The following is a 24,792-nucleotide window of genomic DNA, read 5'->3' as shown; positions in this document are numbered from 1 at the left end:
GTGGGGGGGGGGGCCCGCCGTCCCCGCCGTTTCCCCGCCCCCCCCCCCCCGGCGGGCGCCCCGCCCCCCCCCCCCGGCGGGGGGGGGGGGGCGCCGCGGCCCTCGGGTCTACGGGACCCAGGTGTACGAGGCTCAGCGCAGCTGCTCGTACGCCGGCAGCGTCAGGAAGTCCGCGTAGTCCTGGTCCAGGGAGACCTGGAGCAGCAGGTCGTGGGCCTGCTGCCACTTGCCCGCTGCGAAGGTCTCGTCGCCGAGCTCCGTGCGGATGGCGGTCAGTTCCTCGGCCGCGATCCTGCGGGCCAGGTCCGCCGTGGCGTGTTCGCCGTTCTCGAAGACCACGTCGGCGTTGATCCACTGCCAGATCTGCGAGCGCGAGATCTCCGCGGTGGCCGCGTCCTCCATCAGGTTGAAGATGGCGACCGCGCCCATGCCCCGCAGCCATGCCTCGATGTAGCGGATGCCGACCGCGACGGCGTTGCGCAGGCCGTCGTACGTGGGCTTCGCGTCCAGGGAGTCGATGGCGATCAGGTCGCCGGCCGCGACCGAGACGTCCTCGCGCAGCCGTTCCCTCTGGTTCGGCCTCTCGCCGAGGACCGCGTCGAACGAGGCCATGGCGATGGGGACGAGGTCCGGGTGGGCCACCCAGGAGCCGTCGAAGCCGTCGTTCGCCTCGCGGTCCTTGTCGGCCTTGACCTTCTCGAAGGCGACCTTGTTGACCTCGGCGTCACGTCGTGAGGGGATGAAGGCCGCCATGCCGCCGATGGCGTGCGCCCCGCGCTTGTGGCAGGTGCGGACCAGGAGTTCGGTGTACGCCCGCATGAACGGGGCGGTCATCGTGACCAGGTTGCGGTCGGGCAGCACGAACTTCGGGCCGCCGTCGCGGAAGTTCTTGACGATGGAGAACAGGTAGTCCCAACGGCCGGCGTTCAGCCCGGAGGCGTGGTCGCGGAGCTCGTAGAGGATCTCCTCCATCTCGTACGCGGCGGTGATCGTCTCGATCAGGACGGTCGCGCGGACCGTGCCCCGCGGGATGCCCACGTAGTCCTGGGCGAAGACGAAGATGTCGTTCCAGAGGCGGGCCTCCAGGTGCGACTCCGTCTTCGGGAGGTAGAAGTACGGGCCCTTGCCGAGGTCGATCAGCCGCTGGGCGTTGTGGAAGAAGTAGAGGCCGAAGTCGACCAGCGCGCCGGGCACCGGGGTGCCGTCGAGCTGGAGGTGGCGCTCGTCCAGGTGCCAGCCGCGCGGGCGGGTGACCACGGTCGCGAGCTCGTCGGCGGGCTTGAGGGCGTAGGACTTGCCGGACCTCGGGTCGGTGAAGTCGATGGTGCGGGTGTACGCGTCGATCAGGTTGAGCTGGCCGGTGATCACGTTCTCCCACGTGGGGGCGGACGCGTCCTCGAAGTCGGCGAGCCAGACCTTGGCGCCCGAGTTCAGGGCGTTGATGGTCATCTTGCGGTCGGTCGGACCGGTGATCTCCACCCGGCGGTCGTCCAGCGCGGCCGGGGCCGGTGCGACCTTCCAGGAGTCGTCCGCGCGGATCGCCGCCGTTTCCGGCAGGAAGTCCAGCGTGGAGGTGCGCGCGATCTCGGCGCGGCGCTCGCCCCGGCGGGCGAGCAGCTCGTCGCGGCGCGGCGTGAACCGGCGGTGCAGCTCGGCCACGAACGCGAGGGCCGCATCGGTCAGGACCTCGTCCTGCCTCGGCAGGGACTCGGCATCGACGACGGCCAGCGGGGACGGCGCTGGTGCGGACATGAGCTGTCACTCCTTCAGCGGGGCGGTACGGACGGTGTGCCACGGTCGCCGGGTCGCCCGGTGCGGCACGGGGTGCCAGGGCTCCGAGGTACGGCCGTGGGTGCCGCCCGGGGGCAGAAGCGGTACTGCGGGCTTCTGATCAGTGGATATTAGTTTCCTCATGGTGGAAGTTCAATGGTTTGTTGATGTCGAGATTCTCCGGGTCGACAGAGGTCGGGTCGCGGTGGCGCACCGTGCCAGGGCACGTACTGTCCGTTCACTCCAGTCGCGTGAGGTCCTCCGGCCTGTCGATGTCGAACACCTGAGCCACATCGGAACACTCGACGAGCGTGATCGCATCGTGGTGCGCCCGCAGATACTCCCGGGCGCCCCGGTCGCCGATCGCGCCTGCGGCGATGTCCGCCCACCGGTCTGCCCCGAACAGCACCGGATGGCCCCGCTGTCCGTCGTACGCCGCCGCCGCGAGGGTCCGACGGGTGCGGTAGGCCGACCGCACCCGCGCCACCGCCTCCGCCCCGATCCCCGGCTGGTCGACCAGGGCCACCAGTGCCGCGTCCACGTCCGAGCCGACCAGGACCCCGAGCCCCGCGCGGAGCGAGGAGCCCATGCCCTCCTCCCACCAGGGGTTGACGGTCACCTCGCACCCCGAGAGGTCCGCCCGTGCCCGCACCTCCTCGGCCGCCGCGCCCAGCACCACATGGACGGGGCCGCACCCGCCGTTGCGCAGCGCCCGCACCGCGTGTTCGACCAGAGGACGGTCACGGTGTTCCAGCAGGGCCTTCGGCCGGCCACCGAGCCGACGGCCTCCACCCGCGGCGAGCAGCAGCCCGGCGATCACGGGGGCGGGTTGTGTGTGAGCCATGAGCCCTGGATACCACTGCCCCCTTCGCACAGGCGAAAAGGATGTCACTCCCACGGGTACTCTTTTGTGGCCGCGCGGTGGCGCACGCCGCCTTTCATGGCGTTAACTTGCGGGCATCCCTGGGCACTTGACCGCACCCGGGACCGATGAACAGACGGCACGCGGTGGTACGAGGGGGGAGTGCTCTGTTGCGAAGTGCGGGGCAGAAGCGGTTGCGCAGTGACGAGGATCCGAGGGTGACGGAATTGCGTACGGCGGTCTCCCGGCTCCGCCGGGAGCTGGCCGGCCACCCGTCCGAGTTCCCGGACCGGGGCATCGCCGAGGACGAGCTGGCGGCCCTGGACGCCATGGCGGTCAGCGGCACGCCCGAGATCCCCCGGCTCCGCCGTTCGCTGCTGCTGGTCGCGGGGGCGATCGGCTCGGTCAGCGCACTGGCGCCCGGCCTGCGGGACGTACGGATCGCCGTGGACCTCTTCGGGGAGCCGCCGCGCCACCCGTGAGGCCGTGAGATCAGCGCCGGATCAGCCGGCGTGCGGTGGCCGTCGCGACCGCCGAGGTGCGTGAGTCGACGCCCAGCTCGGCGTAGAGGTGCACCGGACGGGACTTCATCGTCGCCTGGCTCAGGAACAGCCGTTTGCTCATCTGCCGGTTCGACAGGCCTCGCCGGCCGGCTGGAGTACTTCCAGCTCGCGTTCGGTGAGGGCCTGTGCGGGGGGCGCGCATCCGGTCCATCGGCCGGTGCGCGACCGCCGGGGCCAGGGCCGAGCGGCCGGCCCTCGCCGTGCGCACCGCCGCCGGCTCCTCCGGGGAAGCGTCCCTGGGCGGACAGTCGCCGGCCCCCGCCTCGACGGCGGCCAGGATGACCCCGTCCAGGGTCCTGTGCCGGGACCGCATCGGCATCGTCTTCCAGCAGCCGAACCTGCTGCCCTCACCGACCGCCGCGGGTGATGGTGAATCTGTCCGGCCGACCGGTCCGGGCCGCGCGGGTCCGGCCACTGGGACCGCACCGGCCCTCCCGGCCTGATTCGAGGGGGCCGGTCCGTGGCCCGGGAGGGGTCAGCCCGGTGAGCCGCCGCTGCTGGCCAGCGCCTCGGAGAGCTCCTTCGCGGTCTGCCGCAGGATCGGCACGATCCGCTCCGTCGCCGCCTCCGTCACCCGTCCCGCCGGACCGGAGATGGAAATGGCCGCGGATGTGGGGGAGTTGGGCACCGACACCGCGAGGCAGCGCACCCCGATCTCCTGCTCGTTGTCGTCCACCGCGTAGCCCGCCCTGCGCACCTGCTCCAGCGCGTCCAGGAAACCGTCCGGGGTGGTGATCGTCTTCTCGGTGGCCGCGGGCATGCCCGTACGGGCCAGCAACGCCCGGACCTCGTCCGCCGGGGTGTCGGCGAGGAGGGCCTTGCCCACACCCGTGGAGTGCGGCAGCACCCGGCGGCCCACCTCGGTGAACATCCGCATCGAGTGCTTCGACGGCACCTGGGCGACGTACACGATCTCGTCCCCGTCCAGCAGTGCCATGTTCGCCGTCTCGCCGGTCTCCTCGACCAGCCGCTGGAGGTACGGCCGCGCCCAGGTCCCCAGCAGCCGGGACGCCGACTCGCCGAGCCGGATCAGACGCGGGCCCAGGGCGTAACGCCGGTTGGGCTGCTGACGCACGTAGCCGCACACCACCAGGGTGCGCATCAGCCGGTGGATGGTCGGCAGCGGCAGTCCGCTGCTCGCGGAGAGCTCGCTGAGCCCGACCTCACCCCCGGCATCCGCCATACGCTCCAGCAGATCGAAGGCGCGTTCGAGGGACTGCACCCCGCCGCTGGAACCGGCGGGCTTGGAGTCGGAAGTGCTGGCGTGGGACGGCGGCACGTCAACGGTCCTTTCGAGGCAGGGGCAAGGCAGCAGCCTACCGGGCTGTTCCCGATCGGCCCACTGCTCCCGGTGTGGCGTCCTTGCCGGTCAGGGCCCGTTCTGTCCCGTCGTCGGCGGCCGGGTCGTAGCCTGGCCGCAGGCTCGGTGGTGCCGCTCCCGGGTCAGTCTACGTTCCGTATGCCGAAATTGAACTTTTGCTTCGTGGAAATCTCTGTCGCGCGGTGCGAGTGGTCCCCTGGGCGTCCCGCGAGGAAGGTGGGGTCTTGACGGGCCGTGCCCCCGAGTGAAGACTCCTTCAACAGTTCGTTGAATTTCTGAGGGAGGAGCACGGGTGCCCGGTGCGGACGCGGAAGCGGAAAGGGAGACGGACGTGAGGCTGGTGCTGCGTTCCACGCGCGTCGTGACCCCGGAGGGGACCCGGGCCGCGACGGTCGCCGTGGCCGGCGGGGTGATCGAGGCCGTCCTCCCGTACGACGCCGAGGTGCCCATGGACGCCCGCCTGGAGGACCTCGGCGACGACGTGCTGCTGCCCGGCCTCGTCGACACCCACGTCCATGTGAACGACCCCGGCCGCACCGAGTGGGAGGGCTTCTGGACCGCCACCCGGGCCGCCGCCGCGGGCGGCGTCACGACGCTCCTCGACATGCCGCTCAACTCGCTCCCGCCGACCACCACCGTCGAACACCTGCGCACCAAGCAAAGGGTGGCCGCGTCCAAGGCGCACATCGACACCGGTTTCTGGGGCGGTGCGATCCCGTCCAACACGAAGGACCTCCGCCCCTTGCACGAGGCCGGGGTGTTCGGCTTCAAGTGCTTCCTCTCGCCCTCCGGCGTCGAGGAGTTCCCCGAGCTGGACCAGGAGCAACTGGCGCGCTCCATGGCCGAGATCGCCGGCTTCGGCGGACTCCTCATCGTGCACGCCGAGGACCCCCGCCACCTGGAGTTGGCCCCGCAGCGCGGCGGACCCGCGTACGCCGACTTCCTGGCCTCCCGGCCGCGCGTCGCGGAGAACGCCGCGATCGAAGGGCTCGTCGCCCACGCGCGGCGGCTGAACGCCCGCGTCCACGTCCTGCACCTCTCCTCCGCCGACGCCCTGCCGCTGATCGCCGAGGCCAGACGCGAGGGCGTACAGGTCACCGTCGAGTCCTGCCCGCACTTCCTCACCCTCACGGCCGAGGAAGTCCCCGACGGGGCAACGGAGTTCAAGTGCTGCCCGCCCATCCGGGAGGCGGCCAACCAGGACGCGCTCTGGGCCGGGCTGGCCGACGGCACGATCGACTGCATCGTCTCCGACCACTCACCCTGCACCACGGACCTGAAGACCCCGGACTTCGCCTCCGCCTGGGGAGGCATCTCCTCCCTGCAGCTCGGCCTGCCCGCCATCTGGACCGAGGCGCGCCGACGCGGCCACACCCTCGACGACGTCGCCCGCTGGATGTCCGCCGCCCCCGCCGCACTCGCCGGACTCACCCGCAAGGGCGCCGTCGAGGCCGGACGCGACGCCGACTTCGCGGTCCTCGACCCCGACGCGACCTTCACCGTCGATCCGGCCGAGCTCTTCCACCGCAACCAGGTGACCGCCTACGCGGGCCGGACGCTGCACGGCGTCGTCAGGTCCACCTGGCTGCGCGGAAAGCGGATCGCGGCCGACGGCGTGCTCACCGGACCCGCCGGCCGCCTCCTCGAAAGGAACCACTGACCCATGACGCCGACACGGCACTTCACCGGCGACGCGAGCCCGTACCGAGGCGGCGACCCGTACGCCGACTACCGCACCGCCGACTTCCCGTTCACCTCGCTCGTCGACCTCGCCGACCGGCGGCTCGGCGCGGGTGTCATCGCCGCCAACGACGAGTTCTTCGCCGAGCGCGAGAACCTGCTGAAGCCGGAGCCCGCCGCGTTCGACCCGGAGCGCTTCGGCCACAAGGGCAAGATCATGGACGGCTGGGAGACCCGCCGGCGTCGCGGTACGGGCGCCCATGAGCCCCACCCCACCGACGAGGACCACGACTGGGCCCTCGTACGCCTCGGCGCACCCGGAGTCATCCGCGGCCTGGTCGTCGACACCGCCCACTTCCGGGGCAACTACCCGCAGTCCGTGTCCGTCGAGGCGGTCTCCCTGCCCGGATCGCCGTCCCCCGAGGACCTTCTGGGGCCCGCCGTGAAGTGGACGACCCTCGTGCCCCGCACGGCCGTCGGCGGCCACGCGGCCAACGGCTTCGTGGTCGACGCCGAGCAGCGCTTCACCCACCTCCGGGTCAACCAGCACCCGGACGGCGGCATAGCCAGGCTGCGGGTGTACGGCGAGGTGGCTCCCGACCCGGCATGGCTCACCGCGCTCGGTACGTTCGACCTCGCGGCCCTGGAGAACGGCGGGCAGGTCGAGGACGCGTCCGACCGCTTCTACTCGCCGGCCACGAACACCATCGCGCCGGGCCGCTCGCACAAGATGGACGACGGCTGGGAGACCCGCCGCCGACGGGACAAGGGCAACGACTGGATCCGCTACCGGCTGGCCGCCCAGTCGGAGATCCGGGCGGTCGAGATCGACACCGCCTACCTCAAGGGCAACGCGGCGGGCTGGGCGAGGCTTTCGGTGAGCGACGGGGAGGGCGAGGAGTGGACCGAGGTCCTGCCCCGCACCCGGCTGCAGCCCGACACCGACCACCGCTTCGTCCTGCCGGAGCCCGTACGGGGCACGCGTGTCCGGATGGACATCTTCCCGGACGGCGGGATCTCGCGGTTGCGGCTCTTCGGCTCACTGACCGAGGACGGCGCCGCGCGACTGACGGCCCGTCACCAGGAGCTCGGCGGATAACGGCGCCCAGGACACCCCCGAGGATGCCCCGGGGGCGGCCCCCGGGGCGGGCGCGTCCGGCGGCACGCGGGTGTGCCGGGCGTGCCCGCCCTGTGGGCATATGGGAACCTGGTCGCTGCCCGATACGGAGTGCACCACCCCGACCAGGAGTTGCCATGATCTTCATCGCCGTCAAGTTCACCGTCCGCACCGCCGAGCGCGACAACTGGCTACCGGCCGTGGACGCTTTCACGCTGGCCACCCGTCAGGAACCGGGCAACCTCTTCTTCGAGTGGTCGTACAGCGTCGAGAACCCCGACCAGTTCGTCCTGCTCGAAGCCTTCGCCTCGCAGGAGGCGGGCGTGGCGCACGTGAACTCCGACCACTTCAAGGCGGCGATCGAGACCATGTCCGAGCTCGTCGCCGAGGTCCCGGAGATCATCAACGTCGACGTACCGGGCGACGACTGGTCCCGGATGGCGGAGGTCACCCCGCGCAACCGGTAGGGCGGGGACCGCACGGAGCGGCCCGCCCGCCGCCGGTCAGAACTCCTCGTGCGTCTCGGGGTCGCCGCCGAAGCGGTGCGACGGCCCAGACCCGATCCGCTCCAGCTCCTCCGGCGTCAGCTCGAACCCGAACAGGTCCAGGTTCTCCCGCTGCCGCCCGGGGTCGGCGGACTTCGGGATCGGCACCGCGCCCAGCTGGGTGTGCCACCGCAGCACCACCTGGCCCGGGGTGACCCCGTGCGCCTCGGCGGCGGCCACCACCGCCGGGTCCTCCAGCACCTGGCGCCCACGGGCCAGCGGGCTCCAGCTCTCCGTGCGGATCCCCCTGGCGGCGTGCACCGCACGCAACTCCGCCTGGGGGAACAGCGGGTGCATCTCGATCTGGTTCACGGCGGGTACCACACCCGTCTCCTGCTCCAGCCGGTCCAGATGGGCCGCCGTGAAGTTGGAGACGCCGACGGAACGTACGAGACCGTCCGCGCGGAGCTTGAGCATCGCCTTCCAGGTGTCCACGTACCTGCCCACCCGCGGCAGCGGCCAGTGGATGAGGTAGAGGTCGACGTACTCAAGCCCCAGATTGCGCCGGGACTCCTCGAACGAGGCCAGGGTCTCCTCGTACCCGTGATGCCGGCCGGGCACCTTGGTGGTGACGAAGAGGTCCTCGCGGGGGACGCCGCCGCGGGCGATGCCGCGCCCCGTGCCGGTCTCGTTGCGGTAGTTCAGCGCGGTGTCCACGAGCCGGTAGCCCAGACCCAGCGCCCCGGCGACGGCCTGTTCGGCCGCCTCGTCGTCGAGCGGCCAGGTGCCGAGTCCCACAGCGGGGAGGGCGCGGCCGTCGTTGAGCGTGTGTACCGGGGGCGGGGTCTGGCTCATGGTGTGCCTCTCGTGTCCGTACCGTCCCTGCCAGCGTAGGCGGGGCGCCGGAACAGGGCGGCGTGGCGTGCCCTACGCGGCGTGGCCGCCGTCCACCACCACCTCCGTGCCGGTGATGTAGGCCGCCTCCGTGCTCGCCAGGTAGGCGACCAGCGAGGCCACTTCGTCCGTCGTGCCGAACCGGTCCAGCGCGGTGGCGGAGCGCTGACCGGCGGCGAACGGGCCGTCCGCCGGATTGAGGTCGGTGTCGACGGGGCCGGGCTGGATCAGGTTCACCGTGATGCCGCGCGGCCCGAGCTCCCGGGCGAGCGGCTTGGTGAGGCCGGACAGGGCGGACTTGCTCATCGCGTACAGGGTGCTGCCGGGGCCGCCGGCGTACCTGCTCAGCGCCGTGCCCACCGAGATGATGCGGCCCCCGTCGGCCAGTCGGCCGGCCGCGGCCCGGCAGGCCAGGAACACCGCGCGTACGTTCACGGAGAGCACCCGGTCCACATCGGCCGGAGCGAGGTCCGTGATGGGGCCCAGGACGCCGATGCCCGCGTTGTTGACGAGGATGTCGAGCCGCCCCAGTGCGTCCGCCGCCTCGGGCACGGCCGCCGCGGCGGCCTCCGCGTCCACCGCGTCGGACCGCAGGGCGACGGCGCGGCGGCCGTAGCCCTCGATCCGGCGGACGACCGCCTCGGCGGCCTCCTTGTCCTGGACGTAGGTGAAGGCGACATCGGCGCCGTCGCGGGCGAGCCGGAGGGCGGCGGCCGCACCGATGCCGCGGCTCCCACCGGTCACGAGCGCGGTCCGGGTACTGCCGGTGGTGCTGTTGTCGCTGGTCATGGCTGGTTCCTGTCCGTCCGGGAGGCCGCCGGGCCGGTATGGCGGCGGCAAGGACAAGGAAAGTCCCTCGGGCTCGTCGGCACCGGCGGGAAACGGACACCTAAGGCGGCCCGCCACCGGGCGTACCGATGAGTTCCGTCCGAAAGTGGGGTCTGGACAGGTGGGGGTACACGGACTGCCGGGAACCGTGGGCAGGGATGCGAAGGAGCAGGACCATGGCGAAGCTGACCCTCACCACGTTCGTGACCCTCGACGGCGTCATGCAGGCTCCCGGAGGCCCCGAGGAGGACCCTTCGGGCGGCTTCGAGTGCGGCGGCTGGATGGTGCCCTTCGCCGACGAGGGCATGATCGAGTACGCGAACGAGACCTTCGACCGGGCGGGCGCCTTCCTCCTCGGACGACGGACGTACGACATCTTCTCGGCCTACTGGCCCAGGGTGACCGACCCCGAGGACCGGATCGCCGCCCGGCTCAACACCCTGACCAAACACGTCGTCTCCACGACGCTGAAGGACCCCGAGTGGGAGAACACCACGGTGGTGTCCGGTGACGTGGCGGCCGAGGTCGCCCGGCTGAAGGAGCGGACGGAGGAGGGCGAGCTGCAGATCCACGGCAGCGGCGCACTCGCCCGGTCGCTGATGCCGTACGACGTCATCGACGAGTACCACCTGCTGGTCCACCCCGTCTTCCTGGGCCGCGGCCGACGGCTCTTCCCGGACGGCGGCCTGCCGACGGCCTTCGAGCTGACCGACGCGCGGACCACGGCGAGCGGTGTCGCCGTCCAGACCTACCGGCCCGCCGGACACGCACGCTTCGGGACGTTCGCGGGGGACGCGTGAGCGCCGGGACCACAGGTGAGCACGCGTGAGCGCGGCAGGCGGCCCCTACGGACGTCCGGGACGCGCCGCGGGCAGCAGCCGTGAGCGCGCCGCGACCAGCAGCCTTCAGGGCGCCGCGGGCAGCAGCTCCTCGGCCGTCGTGGCGGCCCGCAACCGGCCCAGGATCGCCCGCGACGCCTTCGTGTACCCCGGGTTGTTGTTGTGCAGGACGGACTCGGCGTTGGCCAGCTCCATGAACGCGATGAGTTCGAAGGCCAGTTGGGAGACGTCCGTGTCCTGTGCGAGCTCCCCGCGCACCCGGGCCCCCTCGATGGTCTCCTCCACGAACGTCACCCAGCCGGTCTGCGTGGACGCCAGCGCGTCATGCACCTTGCCCGCCCGTGAGTCGAACTCCGCGATGGTCGCGTAGAAGAAGCAGCCGCCGCGGAACACCCTCTGCTGCGAGTACGAGAGCCAGCTCTCACACATCCGCCAGACACGGCCGAGCCCCGGCTCCACGGCCCTCGTCGGGGTCAGCACGTGCTCGACGAAGACGCTCACGGCGGCGCGTACGGTGGCGAGCTGCAGCTCCTCCTTCGAGCCGAAGAGCGCGAAGACGCCGCTCTTGCTCAGCTTCAGCTCCGTGGCGAGCCGGCCGAGCGACAGGCCCTCCAGCCCCTCCGTCGAAGCGACCTGGACCGCGCGCCCCAGGACCAGCTGCCTGGTCTGGTTCCCCCGCTCGACCCGTCCGTCCGGTCGCGCTCCACCCATGTGCCAACTCCGTGTGTCCGAGCGTCCAAGACCGACATTCTAGGAGGGCCCGTCACTGCCGCGAGACCGCTTCGGCACGGGACAACCCCTGGGAGCGGACGGCCGGACCGCCCCTCGGGCAGAGGTTCCCGCGAAGGGTGTCCGTTCGATACGGTGACCGCTCCCCGTGTGAGCCGGCGAGGTCTCCACATCGTTGCCTGTGGAGAACCAGGAGAACCACGTGTCCTCTGTCGCCCTGCCCGCCCTCGCGCCGCCCCGCCGCGCGTGGGTCACGGACCTGCCCGTCCTGCTCGTCGCCGTCGTCTGGGGCGCCAGCTATCTCGCGGCCAAGGGCATCACCACCACGCACACCGTGATCGCCGTCCTCGTGCTGCGCTTCGCGATCGTGCTGCCCGTCCTGGCCGTGGCCGGGTGGCGCGGGCTGCGGTCGCTGAACGCGGCGCAGTGGCGGGGCGCCGGACTGCTGGGGCTCGTGCTCAGCGGGATCTTCCTGCTGGAGACCTACGGCGTCGTCCACACCTCGGCGACCAACGCCGGGCTCATCATCAGCCTCACGATGATCTTCACCCCGCTCGCCGAGGCCGCCGTGACCCGGACCCGGCCGCCCCGCACCTTCCTCACCGCCGCCGGACTCTCCGTCGCCGGTGTGGTGCTGCTGACCCAGGGCGGCGGCTTCACCAGCCCCTCGGCGGGCGACCTGCTGATGCTGCTCGCCGCCCTCGCCCGAACCGTCCACGTCCTGGCCATGGCACGCATGAGGTCGGTCCGGGAGGCGGACTCGCTGTCCCTGACCACCGTGCAGCTCGGCAGCGCGGTGGCGGTCTTCGCCGTGCTCGCCACGGTCCCCGGAACAGGCCCGGCGCCCTGGACGGTCGCGGCGGGCTTCGGCGCGGCCGAGTGGGCGGGGCTGATCTTCCTCTCCGTCTTCTGCACGCTGTTCGCCTTCTTCGTGCAGATGTGGTCCGTACGCCGCACCTCGCCGTCCCGGGTCAGCCTGCTGCTCGGTACGGAACCCCTCTGGGCCGCCGCCGTCGGCATCGCGATCGGGGGAGAGCGCCTCGGTGTCCTCGGGGCGCTGGGCGGGGCCCTCGTCCTGGCGGGCACCGCGTGGGGGCGCCGCAGCGTGGAGGTCAGGTCCTGATCGCGTCCGCCGAGATCATCACCGCGGCGCCGGTCACGACCAGCACGATGTTGACGAAGAGCCCGTAGTCGTCCAGGAAGTCGAGTCTCGTCACCAGGGCCCACAGCCGGAACCACCCCGTCCACTCGTACAGCAGTCCGGCGGCGCCCTGGGCGAACACGATGAATCCGACCGTCTCCACGAATTTCCTCATCCCCCGAGCCTGTCGGGCACCGTCCCGGGCCCGCGTCGGCCGACGGTCTGCGGGGCTCCGCCGAAAGTCTCGGACCTCGTGACTTCGGTCTACCCCTAGGTGTGAAACGCCCGCCGGACCTCCCGGCTGCGTAGGTTCGTCGACATGACGCGTACGGAATACCGCTGGCTGCTCCCCTCGGCCCTGGCCGATCACGAGCTGCCCACCGACCCGGCAGACCCGGGCGGCCCCGTCGGCCGCGGCCGGTCGCGGCGGACCGTACGGGACTGGGCCGTCGACATCACGGCCTTCCTCTGCGCAGCGGGCGTCGGGGTGCTCGCCCTCGGCGCGATCGACGCCGACACCACCACCCCGGACGGCATCGTCTTCGCCGACTCCCTGATCGGGGCCGCCGCCTGCTGCGCTCTCTGGGTCCGGCGCCGGTGGCCGGTGGCTCTCGCCGCGGTCCTCACGGTCGTCGGCGTCGTGGAACCGGTCGCGGCCGGGGCCCTGCTGGTCGCCCTGTTCAGCCTGGCCGTGCACCGGCCGTTCAGACCGGTGGCGATCGTCGCCGCGGGCGCCATCGCCGTCGCCCCTCTCCAGCCGATGCTGCGCCCGGACCCCGGGACCTCCTTCGTCGTCTCCACCGTCATCGGCGTGCTGCTGGTCCTGCTGGTGATCAGCTGGGGCATGGTCGTACGCTCCGGGCGCCAACTGGTCGTCACACTGCGCGAACGGGCCCGCCGGGCCGAGGCCGAGGCCGACCTCCGCGCCGAACGGGCCCAGCGGCTGGCCCGTGAGGCCATCGCCCGCGAGATGCACGACGTCCTCGCCCACCGGCTGACCCTGCTCAGCGTCCACGCGGGCGCCCTCGAATTCCGGCCCGACGCGCCCCCGGCCGAGGTCGGCAGGGCCGCGGGCGTCATCCGGGACAGCGCCCACGAAGCTCTCCAGGACCTGCGCGAGATCATCGGCGTCCTGCGGGCCCCCGGCGACGGAGACGAGGGCAACCGGCCGCAGCCCACCCTCGTCACTCTGGACGCGCTGATCGAGGAGTCCCGGTCGGCCGGCATGGAGGTCACTCTCGACAACCGCGTCGCCGACCCGGCCGACGCGCCCGCGGCCACCGGACGCACCGTCTACCGCATCGCCCAGGAAGCCCTCACCAATGCCCGTAAGCACGCACCCGGCACCCCCGTCACCGTCGCCGTGGCCGGCGGTCCGGGCGACGGACTGACCATCGAGGTGACCAACCCCCCGCCCCGCGAACCCTTCGAGCCCGTCCCCGGATCGGGCCAGGGGCTCATCGGCCTCGTCGAACGTGCCACCCTCGCGGGCGGCGGCCTGGAGCACGGACCCCGGCCCGACGGCGGATTCGCGGTACGCGCCCGGCTACCGTGGCCCGCATGAGCACCCCCACCACTCCGGCGCCGCCGGTCCGGCTGATCATCGTCGACGACGACCCGCTCGTACGGGCCGGGCTCGCCCTGATGCTGGGCGGAGCCGCCGGCGTCGACATCGTCGGGGAGGGCGCCGACGGCAGCGAAGTCGCCGCCCTGGTCGACCGGTTGCGCCCCGACGTGGTGCTCATGGACATCCGGATGCCGGGCATGGACGGGCTGGCCGCGACCGAACTGCTGCGGCGCAGGCCGGACGCGCCCGAGGTCGTCGTCCTCACCACCTTCCACGCCGACGAGCAGGTGCTGCGGGCCATCCGCGCGGGGGCTGCCGGATTCGTCCTGAAGGACACCCCGCCCGCGCGGATCGTCGACGCCGTCCGGCGGGTCGCCGCCGGTGAGCCGGTCCTCTCACCCGCTGTCACGCGTCGGCTGATGGCCCGCGCGGCGGGCGGCGTCACGGACGACCGGTCGGCTCGCAGGGCCCGTGCGCGCCGGCGGTACGCCGCGCTCGCCGAGCGTGAGCGGGACGTGGCCGCGGCGGTCGGGCGCGGCAGCTCCAACGCGGAGATCGCCGCCGCCCTCCATCTGAGCGTGGCGACCGTGAAGGCGCACGTCTCCCGGATCCTCGCCCGGCTCGAACTCAACAACCGCGTCCAGATCGCCCTGCTGGTGCACGACGCCGGACTGCTGGACGAGGACGAGGACGAGGACCGGGGCGGGGGCGGGGGCGGCGGACGGGACGACTGATGCCCCGCCACCACCCCGGACCGCGGACCAGACACGCGACGCAAGAGACAGCGGGAACACCGAGACGCCGGGCCGGCAGGACGAACCCGGCCGGCGCCGGACGGGCGCCAGGTGCCGCGCACCCTGCGGGTGGTGACCGCGGGCGACACGGCCAGGAACGCCGACAGGCGCAGGACGGCGACGCGTCCGAGGACGGTGCGTCGTAGTCCTCCGTCGTGCCCGGCGGTCCAGGACGCGTCGGCCCGTGGAACGCGTCGAGGGGCGCCTGCCTCGGCCGGGACGGGAGAGAAGGACACGAAAAGCGCCCGCGCACCCTCACCCGCCCGCGTACCCGAACGCCCAGGCAGGGCACTTCTGTTGTTCTACGCTGAACGGATCAGACCGAGAGGGGGACGGACCCATGTCCGTGGTCGACCTGCGTGAGGTGCCGGACTTCACCGCGAATCCGTATCCCTACTACGCGAAGCTGCGCGCCGAAGGCCCCGTACACACCATCCGTACCGACGGCCTCGACCACCCGATCCGGCTGATCGTCGGTTACGAGGAGGCCCGCGCGGCGCTCGCGGACCAGCGGTTCGGCAAGGACTGGCGGCTGTCCGACAGGTGGGAGGCGTCGAGCAACCCGATCAACGCCAACATGCTGGAGATGGACGGACCGGAGCACGCCCGGCTGCGCAAGCTCGTCTCCCGTGAGTTCACCCCCCGCCGCATCGAGGCCCTGCGCCCGCGCGTCGAGCAGATCACCGGTGAACTCCTCGACGCGATGGTGCCCGCCGGAAGCGCCGATCTCGTCGACGCCCTCGCCTTCCCGCTGCCGATGACCGTGATCTGCGAGCTGATCGGCGTACCCGACCTGGACCGGGACAGGTTCCGGCAGCTCTCCAACGCCATCGTCGCCCCCGTCTCGCGCGAGACGGAGGGCGCGGCCGTCCACGCCATGGGCACCTACCTCGACGAACTCATCGAGGACAAGCGCGCCGCGCCGGGCGAGGACCTGATGAGCGCCCTGATCCAGGCGCGCGACGAGGCCGGCGACCGGTTGTCGCCCGAGGAACTGGTCGGCATGGCCTTCCTGCTCCTGGTCGCGGGCCACGAGACGACCGTGAACCTGATATCCAACGGCGTACGCGCACTCCTGGACCACCCGGATCAGCTCGCCCTGCTCCGGGCCCGACCCGAGCTGATCGACGGGGCGGTCGAGGAGATGCTCCGCTACGACGGCCCGGTCGAGAACGCCACCTTCCGCTTCACCAGGGAAGCCGTGCGGGTCGGCTCCCAGGTCATTCCGGCCGGCGAACCGGTCCTCGTCGCCCTGGCCTCGGCGGACCGGGACCCCGGCCGTTATCCGGACGCGGACACCTTCGACATCCGGCGCGAGGCACAGGGGCATCTGGCGTTCGGGCACGGCATGCACTACTGCCTCGGCGCGCCGCTGGCCCGTATGGAGGGACGGATCGCGGTGCGGGCGCTGCTGGACCGCTGTCCCGGACTCGTACGGGACCCGGACGGCGGGCAGCCGGACTGGCTGCCCGGGACGCTGATCCGGGGGGTCCGCACCCTGCCGGTCCGCTGGTGAGGCGAGGGCCGCCATCGCCGTCGGGCCGGGCGGGCGGCCCGGGGAGGGCCGGAGAGCACCTGTCAGACGCCGGGCCGGACACCTCAGCACGTAGACACCTCAGCACGTAGACACGTCGACACGTCCGCACAGCTGACCCGAAGGGAACCGCGTTGACCACCGAAGCGACCGTCGACCTCGCCGCACTCGGAGACGACTTCACCCGCGATCCGTACCCCGTCTACGCGGAACTCCGGGCCCGCGGGCCGGTGCACCGGGTCCGGATCCCGGAGGGCACCGACGCCTGGCTCGTCGTCGGATACGACGCGGGGCGCGCGCTCCTCGCCGACCAGCGCCTGGCCAAGGACTGGCAGCGGGCGTCGCCGTCGCTCGGGGTGAGCAAGGTGTCGGCGGGCAAGTCGATGCTCGGCTCGGACGCCCCCGACCACACCCGGCTGCGGAAGCTGGTGAGCCGGGAGTTCACCCTACGGCGGATGGAACAGCTCGCCCCGCGCATCCAGGAGATGACGGACGAACTGCTCGACACCCTGCTCGCCGGGCCCGGCCGGGAAGCCGACCTGGTCGAGGCCCTGTCGTTCCCGCTGCCGATGGCCGTCATCTGCGAACTGCTGGGTGTGCCCACCCTGGACCGGCAGGCCTTCCGCGCCTGGTCCAACACCGCCGTGTCCTCCGTCGACCCCGAGGCGCGCACCCGGGCCACCGCCGCCATGGGCGGATACCTGAAGGAGCTCCTGGAGGAGAAGCGCACCGCCCCCGGAACCGACCTGATGAGCGCGCTGATCCACACGGCCGACGACGACGGCGACCGGCTCGGCCCCGACGAACTCATCGGCATGGCCTGGCTGCTGCTCGTCGCGGGCCACGAGACCACCGTCAACCTCGTCACCAACGGTGTCCTCAACCTGCTGACCCACCCCGACCAGCTCGCCGCGCTGCGCGCCGACCCGGGCCTGATCGACAACGCGGTGGAGGAGACACTCCGCTACGAGGGGCCGATCGAGACCCCCACGTACCGCTTCACCACCGAACCGCTCGACATCGCGGGCACGGTGATCCCCGGGGGCGGCGAGCTCGTGCTGATCGCCATGGCCGACTGCAACCGCGACCCCGCCCGCTTCCCGGACGCCGGGCGCTTCGACATCACCCGGGACGCCCGCGGGCACGTCGCCTTCGGCCACGGCATCCACTACTGCCTGGGCGCCCCACTGGCCCGTATCGAGGCCCGGATCGCCATCGGGTCGCTGCTGGAACGCTGCCCGGGGCTGCGGCTCGACGCCGATCCGGCCAACCTTCCCTGGCGCACCGGCATGTTGATACGGGGTCCTCAGCAGCTGCCGGTCGCCTGGTAGCGCGGTCGGACGCCGGGGATCTCCGACATCCGTACGGGCCGGCGCTCCGCGCGCGAGAGCTCGCACGCCTCGGCGATCCGCAGCGCGTGCAGCGCCTCCCGGCCGTCGCACGGGTTGTCCGCCTCCCCGCGTACGACACCGACGAAGGCGTCCAGTTCCGCCTCGTACGCGGGGGCGAACCGCTCCAGGAACCCGGGCCACGGTCTGGCCGGCGCCGGCGGGCCCTGGGGTTCCGCCGAGGTCAGCGGCGTACGGTCGTCGAGCCCGACCGCGATCTGGTCCCGCTCGCCCGCCAGCTCCATGCGTACGTCGTAGCCCGCCCCGTTGCACCGGGTGGCCGTGGCGGTGGCGAGCGTGCCGTCGTCCAGGGTCAGCAGGGCGGCGGCCGTGTCCACGTCGCCCGCGGCGCGGAAGATCGGGGGGCCGGCGTCCGACCCGGTGGCGTAAACCTCCGTCACCTCACGGCCCGTCACCCAGCGCAGGATGTCGAAGTCGTGCACCAGACAGTCCCTGAACAGGCCGCCGGAGAGCGGCAGATAGGCCGCGGGCGGGGGAGCGGGGTCGGACGTCGCCGCCCGCACGGTGTGCAGCCGGCCCAGGGAGCCGCTACGCACGGCGGCGCGCGCCGCGGCGTAACCGGCGTCGAACCGGCGCATGAATCCGAGCTGGAGCACACTGTTCGCGCGCTCGACCTCGCGCAGTGCGCCCAGCGTCCCCGGCAGGTCCAGGGCGATCGGCTTCTCGCAGAACGCCGGCAGGCCCGCCCGCGCCGCCCGGCCGATGAGCTCCGCGTGCGCCGAGGTGGCCGAGGTGATGACGACCGCGTCCACCCCGGAGGCGAGGACCTCGGCCGCCGACGCGGCCATGGTGGCACCGGTCCGCTCCGCGACCCGCGCGGCACGGGCCGCGTCGGGATCCGTCACCACCAGGGCGCCGACCGCGGGATGGCGTGCCAGGACGCCCGCGTGGAAGGAACCGATCCGGCCGGTGCCGATGAGTCCGATGCGCATGGACTCAACGTGCCGCCCACCGGCTGCGCTGTCAACTATATGTCCTGACAATTCGCGGGTGCGGGAGTGAGGTGACGGGGTACGCTCCCTGCCGTGCCCAAACCCACCGCCGACTCCGCCGCCCTGGGCCTGGGTGTGGACCGCAACAGCCCCGTCCCGCTCTACTACCAGCTGGCCCGGCAGCTGGAGACGGCCATCGAGCAGGGCCTCCTCGCACCCGGAAGTCTCCTGGGCAACGAGCTGGAGCTCGCCGCGCGGCTCGGGCTGTCCCGGCCCACCGTCCGGCAGGCCATCCAGTCACTCGTCGACAAGGGCCTGATGGTTCGCCGCCGGGGGATCGGTACCCAGGTCGTGCACAGCCGCATCAGGCGGCCGCTCGAACTGAGCAGTCTCTACGACGACCTGGAGGCGGCCGGCCGCCGCCCCACGACCCGCGTCCTGCGCAACACGGTCGAGCCCGCGACGGCCGGCGTCGCCGCCGCACTCGGGGTGGCGGAGGGCAGCGGCGTCCACCTCGTCGAGCGGCTGCGCTACGCCTACGACGAGCCCATGGCCCTCCTGCGTAACCACCTGCCGCCCCAGCTGCTCGATCTCGGCACCGAGCGGCTGGAGTCGACCGGGCTGTACCGGATGATGCGTTCCACCGGCATCACCCTGCACAGCGCCCGCCAGTCCGTGGGCGCCCGGGCCGCCACCGCCGAGGAGGGGGAGCTGCTCGCCGAGCCCGCCGGCGCCCCGCTGCTGACGATGGAACGGACCACCTTCGACGACGGCGGCAGGGCGGTCGAATTCGGCTCCCACGTCTACCGGGCCTCGCGGTACGCCTTCGAGTTCCAGCTGCTGGTACGCCCCTGAGGGACCCGTCCCCGTACGGTCCCCGCGTGAGAACGTACGGACAATGTGTTGACGGGGTCATGTAAGGCGGCTAGAACTCCCACAGCCGCAATCCCGCGGCGGGTCGACGGAAGGGGCACGGTCACCGAATCGCCGCCACGCCCCTGCCGGGCCGTCCCCGGACGGGCTCGGGGATACTTGGTCGGCCGGGCCGCGAGTCCGCTCCACCCGGCTCCACCAGGCAGCACAGTGAGCAGCACAAGAAGGGCACGGCGTCGTGGCAAGGGTTCGGACAGGGGTACGTGCGATGGGCGCCGTGCTGGCGGCGGTGCTGGGAGTCTCCCTCATGGGATGCAGCAGCACCGGCGGCAAGCGGGCGGAGGAGCGCGCGGCCAAGGAGGCCGCCGAGGGCCGGTCCGCGGTGAACACACCGCGCTGGACGTTCGCCATGGTCACCCACTCGGGCGACGGCGACACCTTCTGGGACATCGTCCAGGAGGGCGCCGAGCAGGCGGCCCTCAAGGACAACATCAACTTCCTCTACTCGCACGACGACGAGGGGCAGCAGCAGGCCGAGCTCGTCCAGACCGCGATCGACAAGAAGGTCGACGGCCTGATCGTCACACTGGCCAAGCCCGACTCGATGAAGGCCGTCGTCGCCAAGGCGGTCAAGGCCGGCATCCCCGTGATCACGGTGAACTCCGGCTCGGCCGAGTCCAAGGACTTCGGCGCGCTCACCCACATCGGGCAGGACGAGTCCATCGCCGGCGAGGCCGTCGGCGACGAGCTCGACAGCCGGGGCCGCGAGAAGGCGCTGTGCGTCCTGCACGAACAGGGCAACGTCGGCCACGAGCAGCGCTGCGCCGGAGCGAAGAAGACCTTCGACGGCACCATGCAGAGCCTCTACGTCGACGGCACCAACATGCCCGACGTCCAGGCCTCCATCGAGGCGAAGCTCGACGCCGACCCGAGCATCGACGCCGTCGTCACTCTCGGGGCCCCGTTCGCCGCCGCGGCCGTGAAGGCGAAGAAGACCGCGGGCAGCAAGGCCGAGATCGACACCTTCGACCTCAACGCGAGCGTCGCCACCAGCCTCTCGAACAAGACACTCGGCTTCGCCGTCGACCAGCAGCCCTACCTCCAGGGCTACGAGGCCGTCGACCTGCTCTGGCTCCACCGCTACAACCAGAACGTCCTCGGCGGCGGTCTGCCCGTCCTGACCGGCCCGCAGATCATCACCGCGGACGACGCCGACGAGCTCGCCGAGTACACCGAGCGGGGAACCCGATGACGGCTACCGGGCAGCCCGCGGCACCGGGAACCGACGAACGGCTGCTGCGCACCTCGCCGCTGCGCAGGCTGCTCGGCCGCCCCGAGCTCGGCTCGATCGTCGGGGCCGTGGCCGTCTTCCTCTTCTTCACGATCGTCGCCGACAGCTTCCTGCAGTCGTCCAGCTTCGGCACGGTGCTCTACGCGGCCTCCACCATCGGGATCATGGCCGCGCCGGTGGCGCTCCTGATGATCGGCGGGGAGTTCGACCTCTCCGCCGGTGTGATGGTGACCAGCGCCGCGCTGGTCTCCTCGATGTTCAGCTACCAGATGACGGCCAACGTCTGGGTCGGCGTCTTCGTGTCGCTGCTGGTCACCCTGGGCTTCGGCGCGTTCAACGGCTTCATGCTGACGCGCACCAGACTGCCCAGCTTCATCATCACGCTCGGCACGTTCCTCATGCTGACCGGTCTCAACCTCGGCTTCACCAAGCTGATCAGCGGCACCGTGTCGACCAAGGCCATCGGTGACATGGAGGGCTTCGAGTCCGCCCGCAAGGTCTTCGCCTCCTACCTCACCGTCGGCGGCGTCGAGCTGAAGGTCACCATCCTGTGGTGGGTCGCGCTCGTCGCGGTCTGCACCTGGATTCTGCTCCGCACCCGCTTCGGCAACTGGATCTTCGCCGTCGGCGGCGAGGCCGACGCGGCGCGGGCCGTCGGTGTGCCGGTGATCCGTACGAAGATCGGCCTCTATCTCGGGGTCGCCTTCGCCGCCTGGGTCTCCGGCCAGCACCTGCTGTTCTCGTACGACGTGGTGCAGTCCGGCGAGGGCGTCGGCAACGAACTGACGTACATCATCGCGGCCGTCATCGGCGGCTGCCTGATCACCGGCGGCTACGGCTCCGCGATCGGCTCCGCGGTCGGCGCGATCATCTTCGGCATGACCAGCAAGGGCATCGTGTACGCGGAGTGGAACCCCGACTGGTTCAAGTTCTTCCTGGGAGCGATGCTGCTCCTGGCCACCCTGCTCAACGCATGGGTACGCAAGCGCGCGGAGGCGACCAAATGACGGCCCCCCAGGCTCCGGCTCCCCGGGACACCGACACGGCCCGCCCGGCGCTCGTCGAGCTCGACCACGTCAGCAAGTACTACGGCCACATCAAGGCCCTGGAAGACGTGTCCCTGGAGGTCCACGCGGGGGAGATCTCCTGCGTCCTCGGGGACAACGGCGCGGGCAAGTCCACCCTCATCAAGATCATCGCGGGGCTGCACCGGCACGACTCCGGGACCTTCCTCATCGAGGGCGCGGAGACCACGCTCGCCAACCCGCGCGACGCCCTGGACCGGGGCATCGCCACGGTCTACCAGGACCTGGCCGTCGTCCCGCTGATGCCGGTCTGGCGCAACTTCTTCCTCGGCTCCGAGCCGACGAAGGGCACCGGCCCGTTCAAGCGCCTCGACGTGCAGCTGATGCGCGAGACGACGCGTGCGGAACTGCTGCGCATGGGAATCGACCTGCGGGACGTCGACCAGCCGATCGGCACGCTGTCCGGGGGCGAGCGCCAGTGCGTGGCGATCGCCCGCGCCGTGTACTTCGGCGCCAAGGTCCTTGTCCTGGACGAGCCCACGGCGGCGCTCGGCGTCAAGCAGTCCGGCGTCGTCCTCAAGTACGTCGCGGCGGCCCGCGACGCCGGGCTCGGCGTGGTTCTCATCACGCACAACCCCCACCACGCCTACCTCGTGGGCGACCGCTTCGTCCTGCTCAAGCGCGGCGCGATGTCCGGCAGCCACACGAAGGACAGCGTCACGCTGGACGAGCTGACCCGCCAAATGGCAGGTGGCAGCGAGCTGGAGGAGCTCAGCCACGAGCTGGAGCGGGCCCCCGCGCCGGACCACCTCGGCGGCCGTCCGGTCGGGGACGACACCCCGTAACCGTCGCCGATGTTCCCCGCCCCCGGGCCATCCACCGGTTCCGGGGGCCCGGCAATGGCAGAATCGGGGGCGGCGGGCACCGTTCGCCGCCGGAGGAGACCAGCCGGCCCCCCGATCTGCGCAGGGACGATGAGCACGTACCGCGACTTCACACACCGCGGCTCCGCCCGCGCCACCGTTCTGCGGAGTGTCGGGACCAGGGAGCGGCGCTCACACCTCACCGCGCCCCGGGTCCCCACCGTCGGGATCGACATCGGCGGTACGAAGGTGATGGCCGGAGTCGTCGACGCCGACGGCAACATCCTGGAGACCCTGCGCACGGAGACGCCGGACAAGTCCAAGAGCCCCAAGGTCGTCGAGGACACCATCGTCGAGCTGGTCCTGGACCTCTCCGACCGGCACGACGTGCACGCCGTCGGCATCGGCGCGGCGGGCTGGGTCGACGCGGACCGCTCCAAGGTCCTCTTCGCACCGCACCTGGCGTGGCGCGACGAACCCCTCAGGGACGCCATCGCCTCCCGCCTCGTCGTCCCCGTCATGGTCGACAACGACGCCAACACGGCGGCCTGGGCGGAATGGCGCTTCGGCGCCGGCCGCGGCGAGGACCACCTGGTCATGATCACGCTGGGCACCGGCATCGGCGGCGCGATCCTGGAGGACGGGCACGTCAAGCGCGGCAAGTACGGCGTCGCGGGGGAGTTCGGCCACATGCAGGTGGTGCCCGGCGGACACCGCTGCCCGTGCGGGAACCGCGGCTGCTGGGAGCAGTACAGCTCGGGCAACGCCCTGGTGCGCGAGGCCAGGGAACTGGCCGCGGCGGACTCGCCGGTGGCCCACGGCATCATCGAGCGCGTCAAGGGCAACATCCCCGACATCACCGGTCCGCTCATCACCGAGCTGGCCCGCGAGGGCGACGCGATGTGCGTCGAGCTCCTCCAGGACATCGGCCAGTGGCTCGGCGTCGGCATCGCCAACCTCGCCGCCGCCCTCGACCCGTCCTGCTTCGTCATCGGCGGCGGGGTGAGCGCGGCCGACGACCTGCTGATCGGCCCGGCCCGGGACGCCTTCAAGCGCCACCTCACCGGCCGCGGCTACCGCCCGGAGGCCCGGATCGCGAAGGCCCAGCTCGGCCCGGAGGCGGGCATGGTCGGCGCCGCCGACCTGGCCCGCCTGGTCGCCCGCAGATTCCGGCGGACCAACCGGCGGCGTGTCGAGCGGTACGAGCGCTACGCGCAGTTCTACGACCAGGCCGCGAGCACCATCCGCAACACGCGCAGCACCCGGGCCACCGACTGAGCGCGGCAGCGCCGCGGCACCCGGCATCCTGGCCATCAGCACTCCGCACCGCAGCTTCGAGGGATCACCCACCATGACAGCAGCCGAGCACCACGTCGTGCCGGGCCAGCCCCCTTCCTCAGGTTCCGCCGGCCCGTCCGGCCCGTCCGGCTCCGGCGGATCTTCGGGGTTGTCGGGTTCCGGCGGTTCCGGCGGTCCCGGCGATTCCGGCGACTCCTCCGGGGGTGGGGGCGCGATGTCGCCGAAGGACCGCCGCCGGATGATCCGGCGACGGCTGATCACCCTGACGATCATCGTGCTGCTCATCGGCATTCCGGCCGGCTACCTCGTGATCTCCGCCGGACAGAGCCGCCGCTCGGGCCAGGACAAGGAGGCCGAGGCGGCGGCCCAGGGGTTGCGCGAGGACTGGCCGTCCGGAATGCAGCGCCGGATCTTCGAACTGCCGATCCCGGGCAACGCCGTAGGCGTCCAGTACTACGAGACCAACAACTGGAAGGCCAGCAGGATGTACGTGAAGTTCCGTACGACCTCCGCCGGCCTCGACCGGTTCCTGAGCGGCGTGGGCACCGGCCGTGCGGCGCTGGAGACCGGCAAGGTCACCATCGGCGACCGGGACACCAAGATCACCGGATGGTTCTTCGGACCGGGCGTGGACTGGGCGGGAACGACCCACCGCAACAAGGACCCGCGCCCCACGCAGGACATCACCGTCAACATGACCGACCCGGCAGCCCCCGTCGTCTACGTGGTGTCCGCGGCGACCCCCTGAACGGGCGCGGCCGGGTGGCGGCCGGGTGCGGATTCCGCCGGTCGGTGTGGCCGACGCGCGCCCGTGGCGTGCACGTTCGAGCTACCGAGGTGCGCCCTGCGAACGGATCCGGCTGCTCGCCGCCTGCCTGCCGGTGCTCTCGCAGAGCCTGCCGGACAATCCGGGCAGTACGCGTCCGCACGGTGGGTGGACAGCCTTCGAGCTCGCCCCAGTGCGGCGAGGCCGAGG

At 72.0% G+C, this 24,792-nt stretch carries 24 protein-coding genes and 1 pseudogene; 16 read left to right on the top strand and 9 right to left on the bottom strand.

Features of this window, described 5'->3' with window-relative positions; genetic code table 11:
* Positions 1–132: 132 nt before the first annotated feature.
* Positions 133–1,752, bottom strand: a complete 1,620-nt coding sequence (gene aceB / locus ACFWVP_RS09875) for a malate synthase A (RefSeq protein WP_384495150.1) — start codon at positions 1,750–1,752, stop codon at positions 133–135.
* A 256-nt stretch (positions 1,753–2,008) separates the two neighbouring features.
* Positions 2,009–2,614, bottom strand: a complete 606-nt coding sequence (locus ACFWVP_RS09870) for an NTP transferase domain-containing protein (RefSeq protein ID WP_384495148.1) — start codon at positions 2,612–2,614, stop codon at positions 2,009–2,011.
* Between the two features lie 185 nt (positions 2,615–2,799).
* On the opposite strand from ACFWVP_RS09870, the gene ACFWVP_RS09865 reads away from it, so the two are divergent.
* Positions 2,800–3,114, top strand: coding sequence for a DUF5955 family protein (locus ACFWVP_RS09865; RefSeq protein ID WP_384495164.1), 315 nt, complete (start codon positions 2,800–2,802; stop codon positions 3,112–3,114).
* A 10-nt stretch (positions 3,115–3,124) separates the two neighbouring features.
* On the opposite strand, the pseudogene ACFWVP_RS09860 reads toward ACFWVP_RS09865, so the two are convergent.
* A pseudogene (locus ACFWVP_RS09860) lies at positions 3,125–3,484 on the bottom strand (response regulator transcription factor); the annotation flags it as partial.
* Between the two features lie 186 nt (positions 3,485–3,670).
* On the bottom strand, positions 3,671–4,474 hold the full coding sequence (locus tag ACFWVP_RS09855) for an IclR family transcriptional regulator (protein WP_384495146.1): 804 nt from the start codon (positions 4,472–4,474) through the stop codon (positions 3,671–3,673).
* A gap of 334 nt (positions 4,475–4,808) precedes the next feature.
* Between ACFWVP_RS09855 and allB the strand changes: the two genes are divergently transcribed.
* From allB to ACFWVP_RS09840, 3 genes are all read left to right on the top strand, one after another.
* Positions 4,809–6,176 carry an allantoinase AllB gene (gene allB / locus ACFWVP_RS09850; protein WP_384495144.1) on the top strand — a complete coding sequence of 456 codons (1,368 nt, stop codon included), beginning with the start codon at positions 4,809–4,811 and terminating at the stop codon, positions 6,174–6,176.
* A 3-nt stretch (positions 6,177–6,179) separates the two neighbouring features.
* Complete coding sequence (gene alc, locus ACFWVP_RS09845) at positions 6,180–7,295, top strand: allantoicase (RefSeq protein WP_384495142.1); 1,116 nt, start codon at positions 6,180–6,182, stop codon at positions 7,293–7,295.
* 155 nt (positions 7,296–7,450) lie between these two features.
* The gene (locus ACFWVP_RS09840) at positions 7,451–7,780 is read left to right on the top strand and encodes a putative quinol monooxygenase (protein ID WP_384495140.1); all 330 of its coding nucleotides are present in this window, start codon (positions 7,451–7,453) and stop codon (positions 7,778–7,780) included.
* A 36-nt stretch (positions 7,781–7,816) separates the two neighbouring features.
* On the opposite strand, the gene ACFWVP_RS09835 is transcribed toward ACFWVP_RS09840, so the two are convergent.
* Both ACFWVP_RS09835 and ACFWVP_RS09830 read right to left on the bottom strand, forming a co-directional pair.
* The gene (locus ACFWVP_RS09835; RefSeq protein WP_384495138.1) at positions 7,817–8,653 is read right to left on the bottom strand and encodes an aldo/keto reductase; all 837 of its coding nucleotides are present in this window, start codon (positions 8,651–8,653) and stop codon (positions 7,817–7,819) included.
* A gap of 72 nt (positions 8,654–8,725) precedes the next feature.
* Positions 8,726–9,481: an SDR family NAD(P)-dependent oxidoreductase gene (locus ACFWVP_RS09830; protein ID WP_384495136.1), complete on the bottom strand. Its 756-nt coding sequence runs from the start codon at positions 9,479–9,481 to the stop codon at positions 8,726–8,728.
* A gap of 215 nt (positions 9,482–9,696) precedes the next feature.
* Between ACFWVP_RS09830 and ACFWVP_RS09825 the strand changes: the two genes are divergently transcribed.
* Complete coding sequence (locus ACFWVP_RS09825; RefSeq protein ID WP_384495134.1) at positions 9,697–10,320, top strand: dihydrofolate reductase family protein; 624 nt, start codon at positions 9,697–9,699, stop codon at positions 10,318–10,320.
* Positions 10,321–10,425: 105 nt separating this feature from the next.
* Here the strand turns inward: ACFWVP_RS09825 and ACFWVP_RS09820 are convergent, their stop codons facing one another.
* Positions 10,426–11,070, bottom strand: a complete 645-nt coding sequence (locus ACFWVP_RS09820) for a TetR/AcrR family transcriptional regulator (RefSeq protein WP_384495132.1) — start codon at positions 11,068–11,070, stop codon at positions 10,426–10,428.
* 220 nt (positions 11,071–11,290) lie between these two features.
* On the opposite strand from ACFWVP_RS09820, the gene ACFWVP_RS09815 reads away from it, so the two are divergent.
* Positions 11,291–12,211, top strand: a complete 921-nt coding sequence (locus tag ACFWVP_RS09815; RefSeq protein WP_384495130.1) for a DMT family transporter — start codon at positions 11,291–11,293, stop codon at positions 12,209–12,211.
* On the opposite strand, the gene ACFWVP_RS09810 is transcribed toward ACFWVP_RS09815, so the two are convergent.
* On the bottom strand, positions 12,201–12,404 hold the full coding sequence (locus tag ACFWVP_RS09810) for a hypothetical protein (RefSeq protein WP_384495128.1): 204 nt from the start codon (positions 12,402–12,404) through the stop codon (positions 12,201–12,203). The two genes, ACFWVP_RS09815 and ACFWVP_RS09810, sit on opposite strands and share 11 nt — an antisense overlap.
* 144 nt (positions 12,405–12,548) lie before the next feature.
* Between ACFWVP_RS09810 and ACFWVP_RS09805 the strand changes: the two genes are divergently transcribed.
* From ACFWVP_RS09805 to ACFWVP_RS09790, 4 genes are all read left to right on the top strand, one after another.
* The gene (locus tag ACFWVP_RS09805; RefSeq protein WP_384495127.1) at positions 12,549–13,793 is read left to right on the top strand and encodes a sensor histidine kinase; all 1,245 of its coding nucleotides are present in this window, start codon (positions 12,549–12,551) and stop codon (positions 13,791–13,793) included.
* Positions 13,790–14,530 carry a response regulator gene (locus tag ACFWVP_RS09800; RefSeq protein WP_384495125.1) on the top strand — a complete coding sequence of 247 codons (741 nt, stop codon included), beginning with the start codon at positions 13,790–13,792 and terminating at the stop codon, positions 14,528–14,530. The genes ACFWVP_RS09805 and ACFWVP_RS09800 overlap by 4 nt, the downstream gene beginning before the upstream one ends.
* Positions 14,531–14,930: 400 nt before the next feature.
* Positions 14,931–16,106 (top strand): cytochrome P450, encoded by a 1,176-nt coding sequence (locus tag ACFWVP_RS09795; protein WP_384495123.1) that lies wholly within the window; start codon positions 14,931–14,933, stop codon positions 16,104–16,106.
* A 152-nt stretch (positions 16,107–16,258) separates the two neighbouring features.
* The gene (locus tag ACFWVP_RS09790) at positions 16,259–17,455 is read left to right on the top strand and encodes a cytochrome P450 (protein WP_384495122.1); all 1,197 of its coding nucleotides are present in this window, start codon (positions 16,259–16,261) and stop codon (positions 17,453–17,455) included.
* On the opposite strand, the gene ACFWVP_RS09785 is transcribed toward ACFWVP_RS09790, so the two are convergent.
* Complete coding sequence (locus ACFWVP_RS09785; RefSeq protein WP_384495121.1) at positions 17,431–18,465, bottom strand: Gfo/Idh/MocA family oxidoreductase; 1,035 nt, start codon at positions 18,463–18,465, stop codon at positions 17,431–17,433. The two genes, ACFWVP_RS09790 and ACFWVP_RS09785, sit on opposite strands and share 25 nt — an antisense overlap.
* 93 nt (positions 18,466–18,558) lie before the next feature.
* Here ACFWVP_RS09785 and ACFWVP_RS09780 point away from each other — a divergent pair, with 93 nt between their 5' ends.
* From ACFWVP_RS09780 to ACFWVP_RS09755, 6 genes are all read left to right on the top strand, one after another.
* Complete coding sequence (locus tag ACFWVP_RS09780; RefSeq protein WP_384495119.1) at positions 18,559–19,320, top strand: GntR family transcriptional regulator; 762 nt, start codon at positions 18,559–18,561, stop codon at positions 19,318–19,320.
* A 286-nt stretch (positions 19,321–19,606) separates the two neighbouring features.
* Positions 19,607–20,590, top strand: a complete 984-nt coding sequence (locus tag ACFWVP_RS09775) for a substrate-binding domain-containing protein (RefSeq protein ID WP_384495117.1) — start codon at positions 19,607–19,609, stop codon at positions 20,588–20,590.
* Entirely contained in the window at positions 20,587–21,636 is a 1,050-nt protein-coding gene (locus ACFWVP_RS09770; RefSeq protein ID WP_384495116.1) for an ABC transporter permease, read from the top strand. Before ACFWVP_RS09775 ends, ACFWVP_RS09770 begins: the two co-directional genes overlap by 4 nt.
* Positions 21,633–22,499, top strand: a complete 867-nt coding sequence (locus ACFWVP_RS09765; RefSeq protein ID WP_384495114.1) for an ATP-binding cassette domain-containing protein — start codon at positions 21,633–21,635, stop codon at positions 22,497–22,499. Before ACFWVP_RS09770 ends, ACFWVP_RS09765 begins: the two co-directional genes overlap by 4 nt.
* 129 nt (positions 22,500–22,628) lie before the next feature.
* Positions 22,629–23,795 carry an ROK family glucokinase gene (locus tag ACFWVP_RS09760; protein ID WP_384495112.1) on the top strand — a complete coding sequence of 389 codons (1,167 nt, stop codon included), beginning with the start codon at positions 22,629–22,631 and terminating at the stop codon, positions 23,793–23,795.
* A 73-nt stretch (positions 23,796–23,868) separates the two neighbouring features.
* The gene (locus ACFWVP_RS09755) at positions 23,869–24,564 is read left to right on the top strand and encodes a hypothetical protein (protein ID WP_384495111.1); all 696 of its coding nucleotides are present in this window, start codon (positions 23,869–23,871) and stop codon (positions 24,562–24,564) included.
* The last annotated feature ends 228 nt before the right edge of the window (positions 24,565–24,792 follow it).

Origin of the sequence: Streptomyces sp. NPDC058637, assembly GCF_042717325.1 — a bacterium.
Classification (GTDB): Bacteria; Actinomycetota; Actinomycetes; order Streptomycetales; family Streptomycetaceae; genus Streptomyces.
Note: the sequence above shows the minus strand (reverse complement) of the source record. Positions and strands in the feature narration are given on the sequence as shown.

Bases quoted from the DNA above. Each gene is read 5' to 3' on its own strand.
- ACFWVP_RS09835 (WP_384495138.1), bottom strand. From the start codon at position 8,653: ATGAGCCAGACCCCGCCCCCGGTACACACGCTCAACGACGGCCGCGCC.
- ACFWVP_RS09830 (WP_384495136.1), bottom strand. From the start codon at position 9,481: ATGACCAGCGACAACAGCACCACCGGCAGTACCCGGACCGCGCTCGTG.
- ACFWVP_RS09870 (WP_384495148.1), bottom strand. From the start codon at position 2,614: ATGGCTCACACACAACCCGCCCCCGTGATCGCCGGGCTGCTGCTCGCC.
- ACFWVP_RS09825 (WP_384495134.1), top strand. From the start codon at position 9,697: ATGGCGAAGCTGACCCTCACCACGTTCGTGACCCTCGACGGCGTCATG.
- ACFWVP_RS09775 (WP_384495117.1), top strand. From the start codon at position 19,607: ATGGGCGCCGTGCTGGCGGCGGTGCTGGGAGTCTCCCTCATGGGATGC.
- ACFWVP_RS09770 (WP_384495116.1), top strand. From the start codon at position 20,587: ATGACGGCTACCGGGCAGCCCGCGGCACCGGGAACCGACGAACGGCTG.
- ACFWVP_RS09810 (WP_384495128.1), bottom strand. From the start codon at position 12,404: ATGAGGAAATTCGTGGAGACGGTCGGATTCATCGTGTTCGCCCAGGGC.
- ACFWVP_RS09840 (WP_384495140.1), top strand. From the start codon at position 7,451: ATGATCTTCATCGCCGTCAAGTTCACCGTCCGCACCGCCGAGCGCGAC.
- ACFWVP_RS09785 (WP_384495121.1), bottom strand. From the start codon at position 18,465: ATGCGCATCGGACTCATCGGCACCGGCCGGATCGGTTCCTTCCACGCG.
- ACFWVP_RS09800 (WP_384495125.1), top strand. From the start codon at position 13,790: ATGAGCACCCCCACCACTCCGGCGCCGCCGGTCCGGCTGATCATCGTC.
- alc (WP_384495142.1), top strand. From the start codon at position 6,180: ATGACGCCGACACGGCACTTCACCGGCGACGCGAGCCCGTACCGAGGC.
- ACFWVP_RS09755 (WP_384495111.1), top strand. From the start codon at position 23,869: ATGACAGCAGCCGAGCACCACGTCGTGCCGGGCCAGCCCCCTTCCTCA.
- aceB (WP_384495150.1), bottom strand. From the start codon at position 1,752: ATGTCCGCACCAGCGCCGTCCCCGCTGGCCGTCGTCGATGCCGAGTCC.
- ACFWVP_RS09760 (WP_384495112.1), top strand. From the start codon at position 22,629: ATGAGCACGTACCGCGACTTCACACACCGCGGCTCCGCCCGCGCCACC.
- ACFWVP_RS09820 (WP_384495132.1), bottom strand. From the start codon at position 11,070: ATGGGTGGAGCGCGACCGGACGGACGGGTCGAGCGGGGGAACCAGACC.
- ACFWVP_RS09765 (WP_384495114.1), top strand. From the start codon at position 21,633: ATGACGGCCCCCCAGGCTCCGGCTCCCCGGGACACCGACACGGCCCGC.
- ACFWVP_RS09805 (WP_384495127.1), top strand. From the start codon at position 12,549: ATGACGCGTACGGAATACCGCTGGCTGCTCCCCTCGGCCCTGGCCGAT.
- ACFWVP_RS09795 (WP_384495123.1), top strand. From the start codon at position 14,931: ATGTCCGTGGTCGACCTGCGTGAGGTGCCGGACTTCACCGCGAATCCG.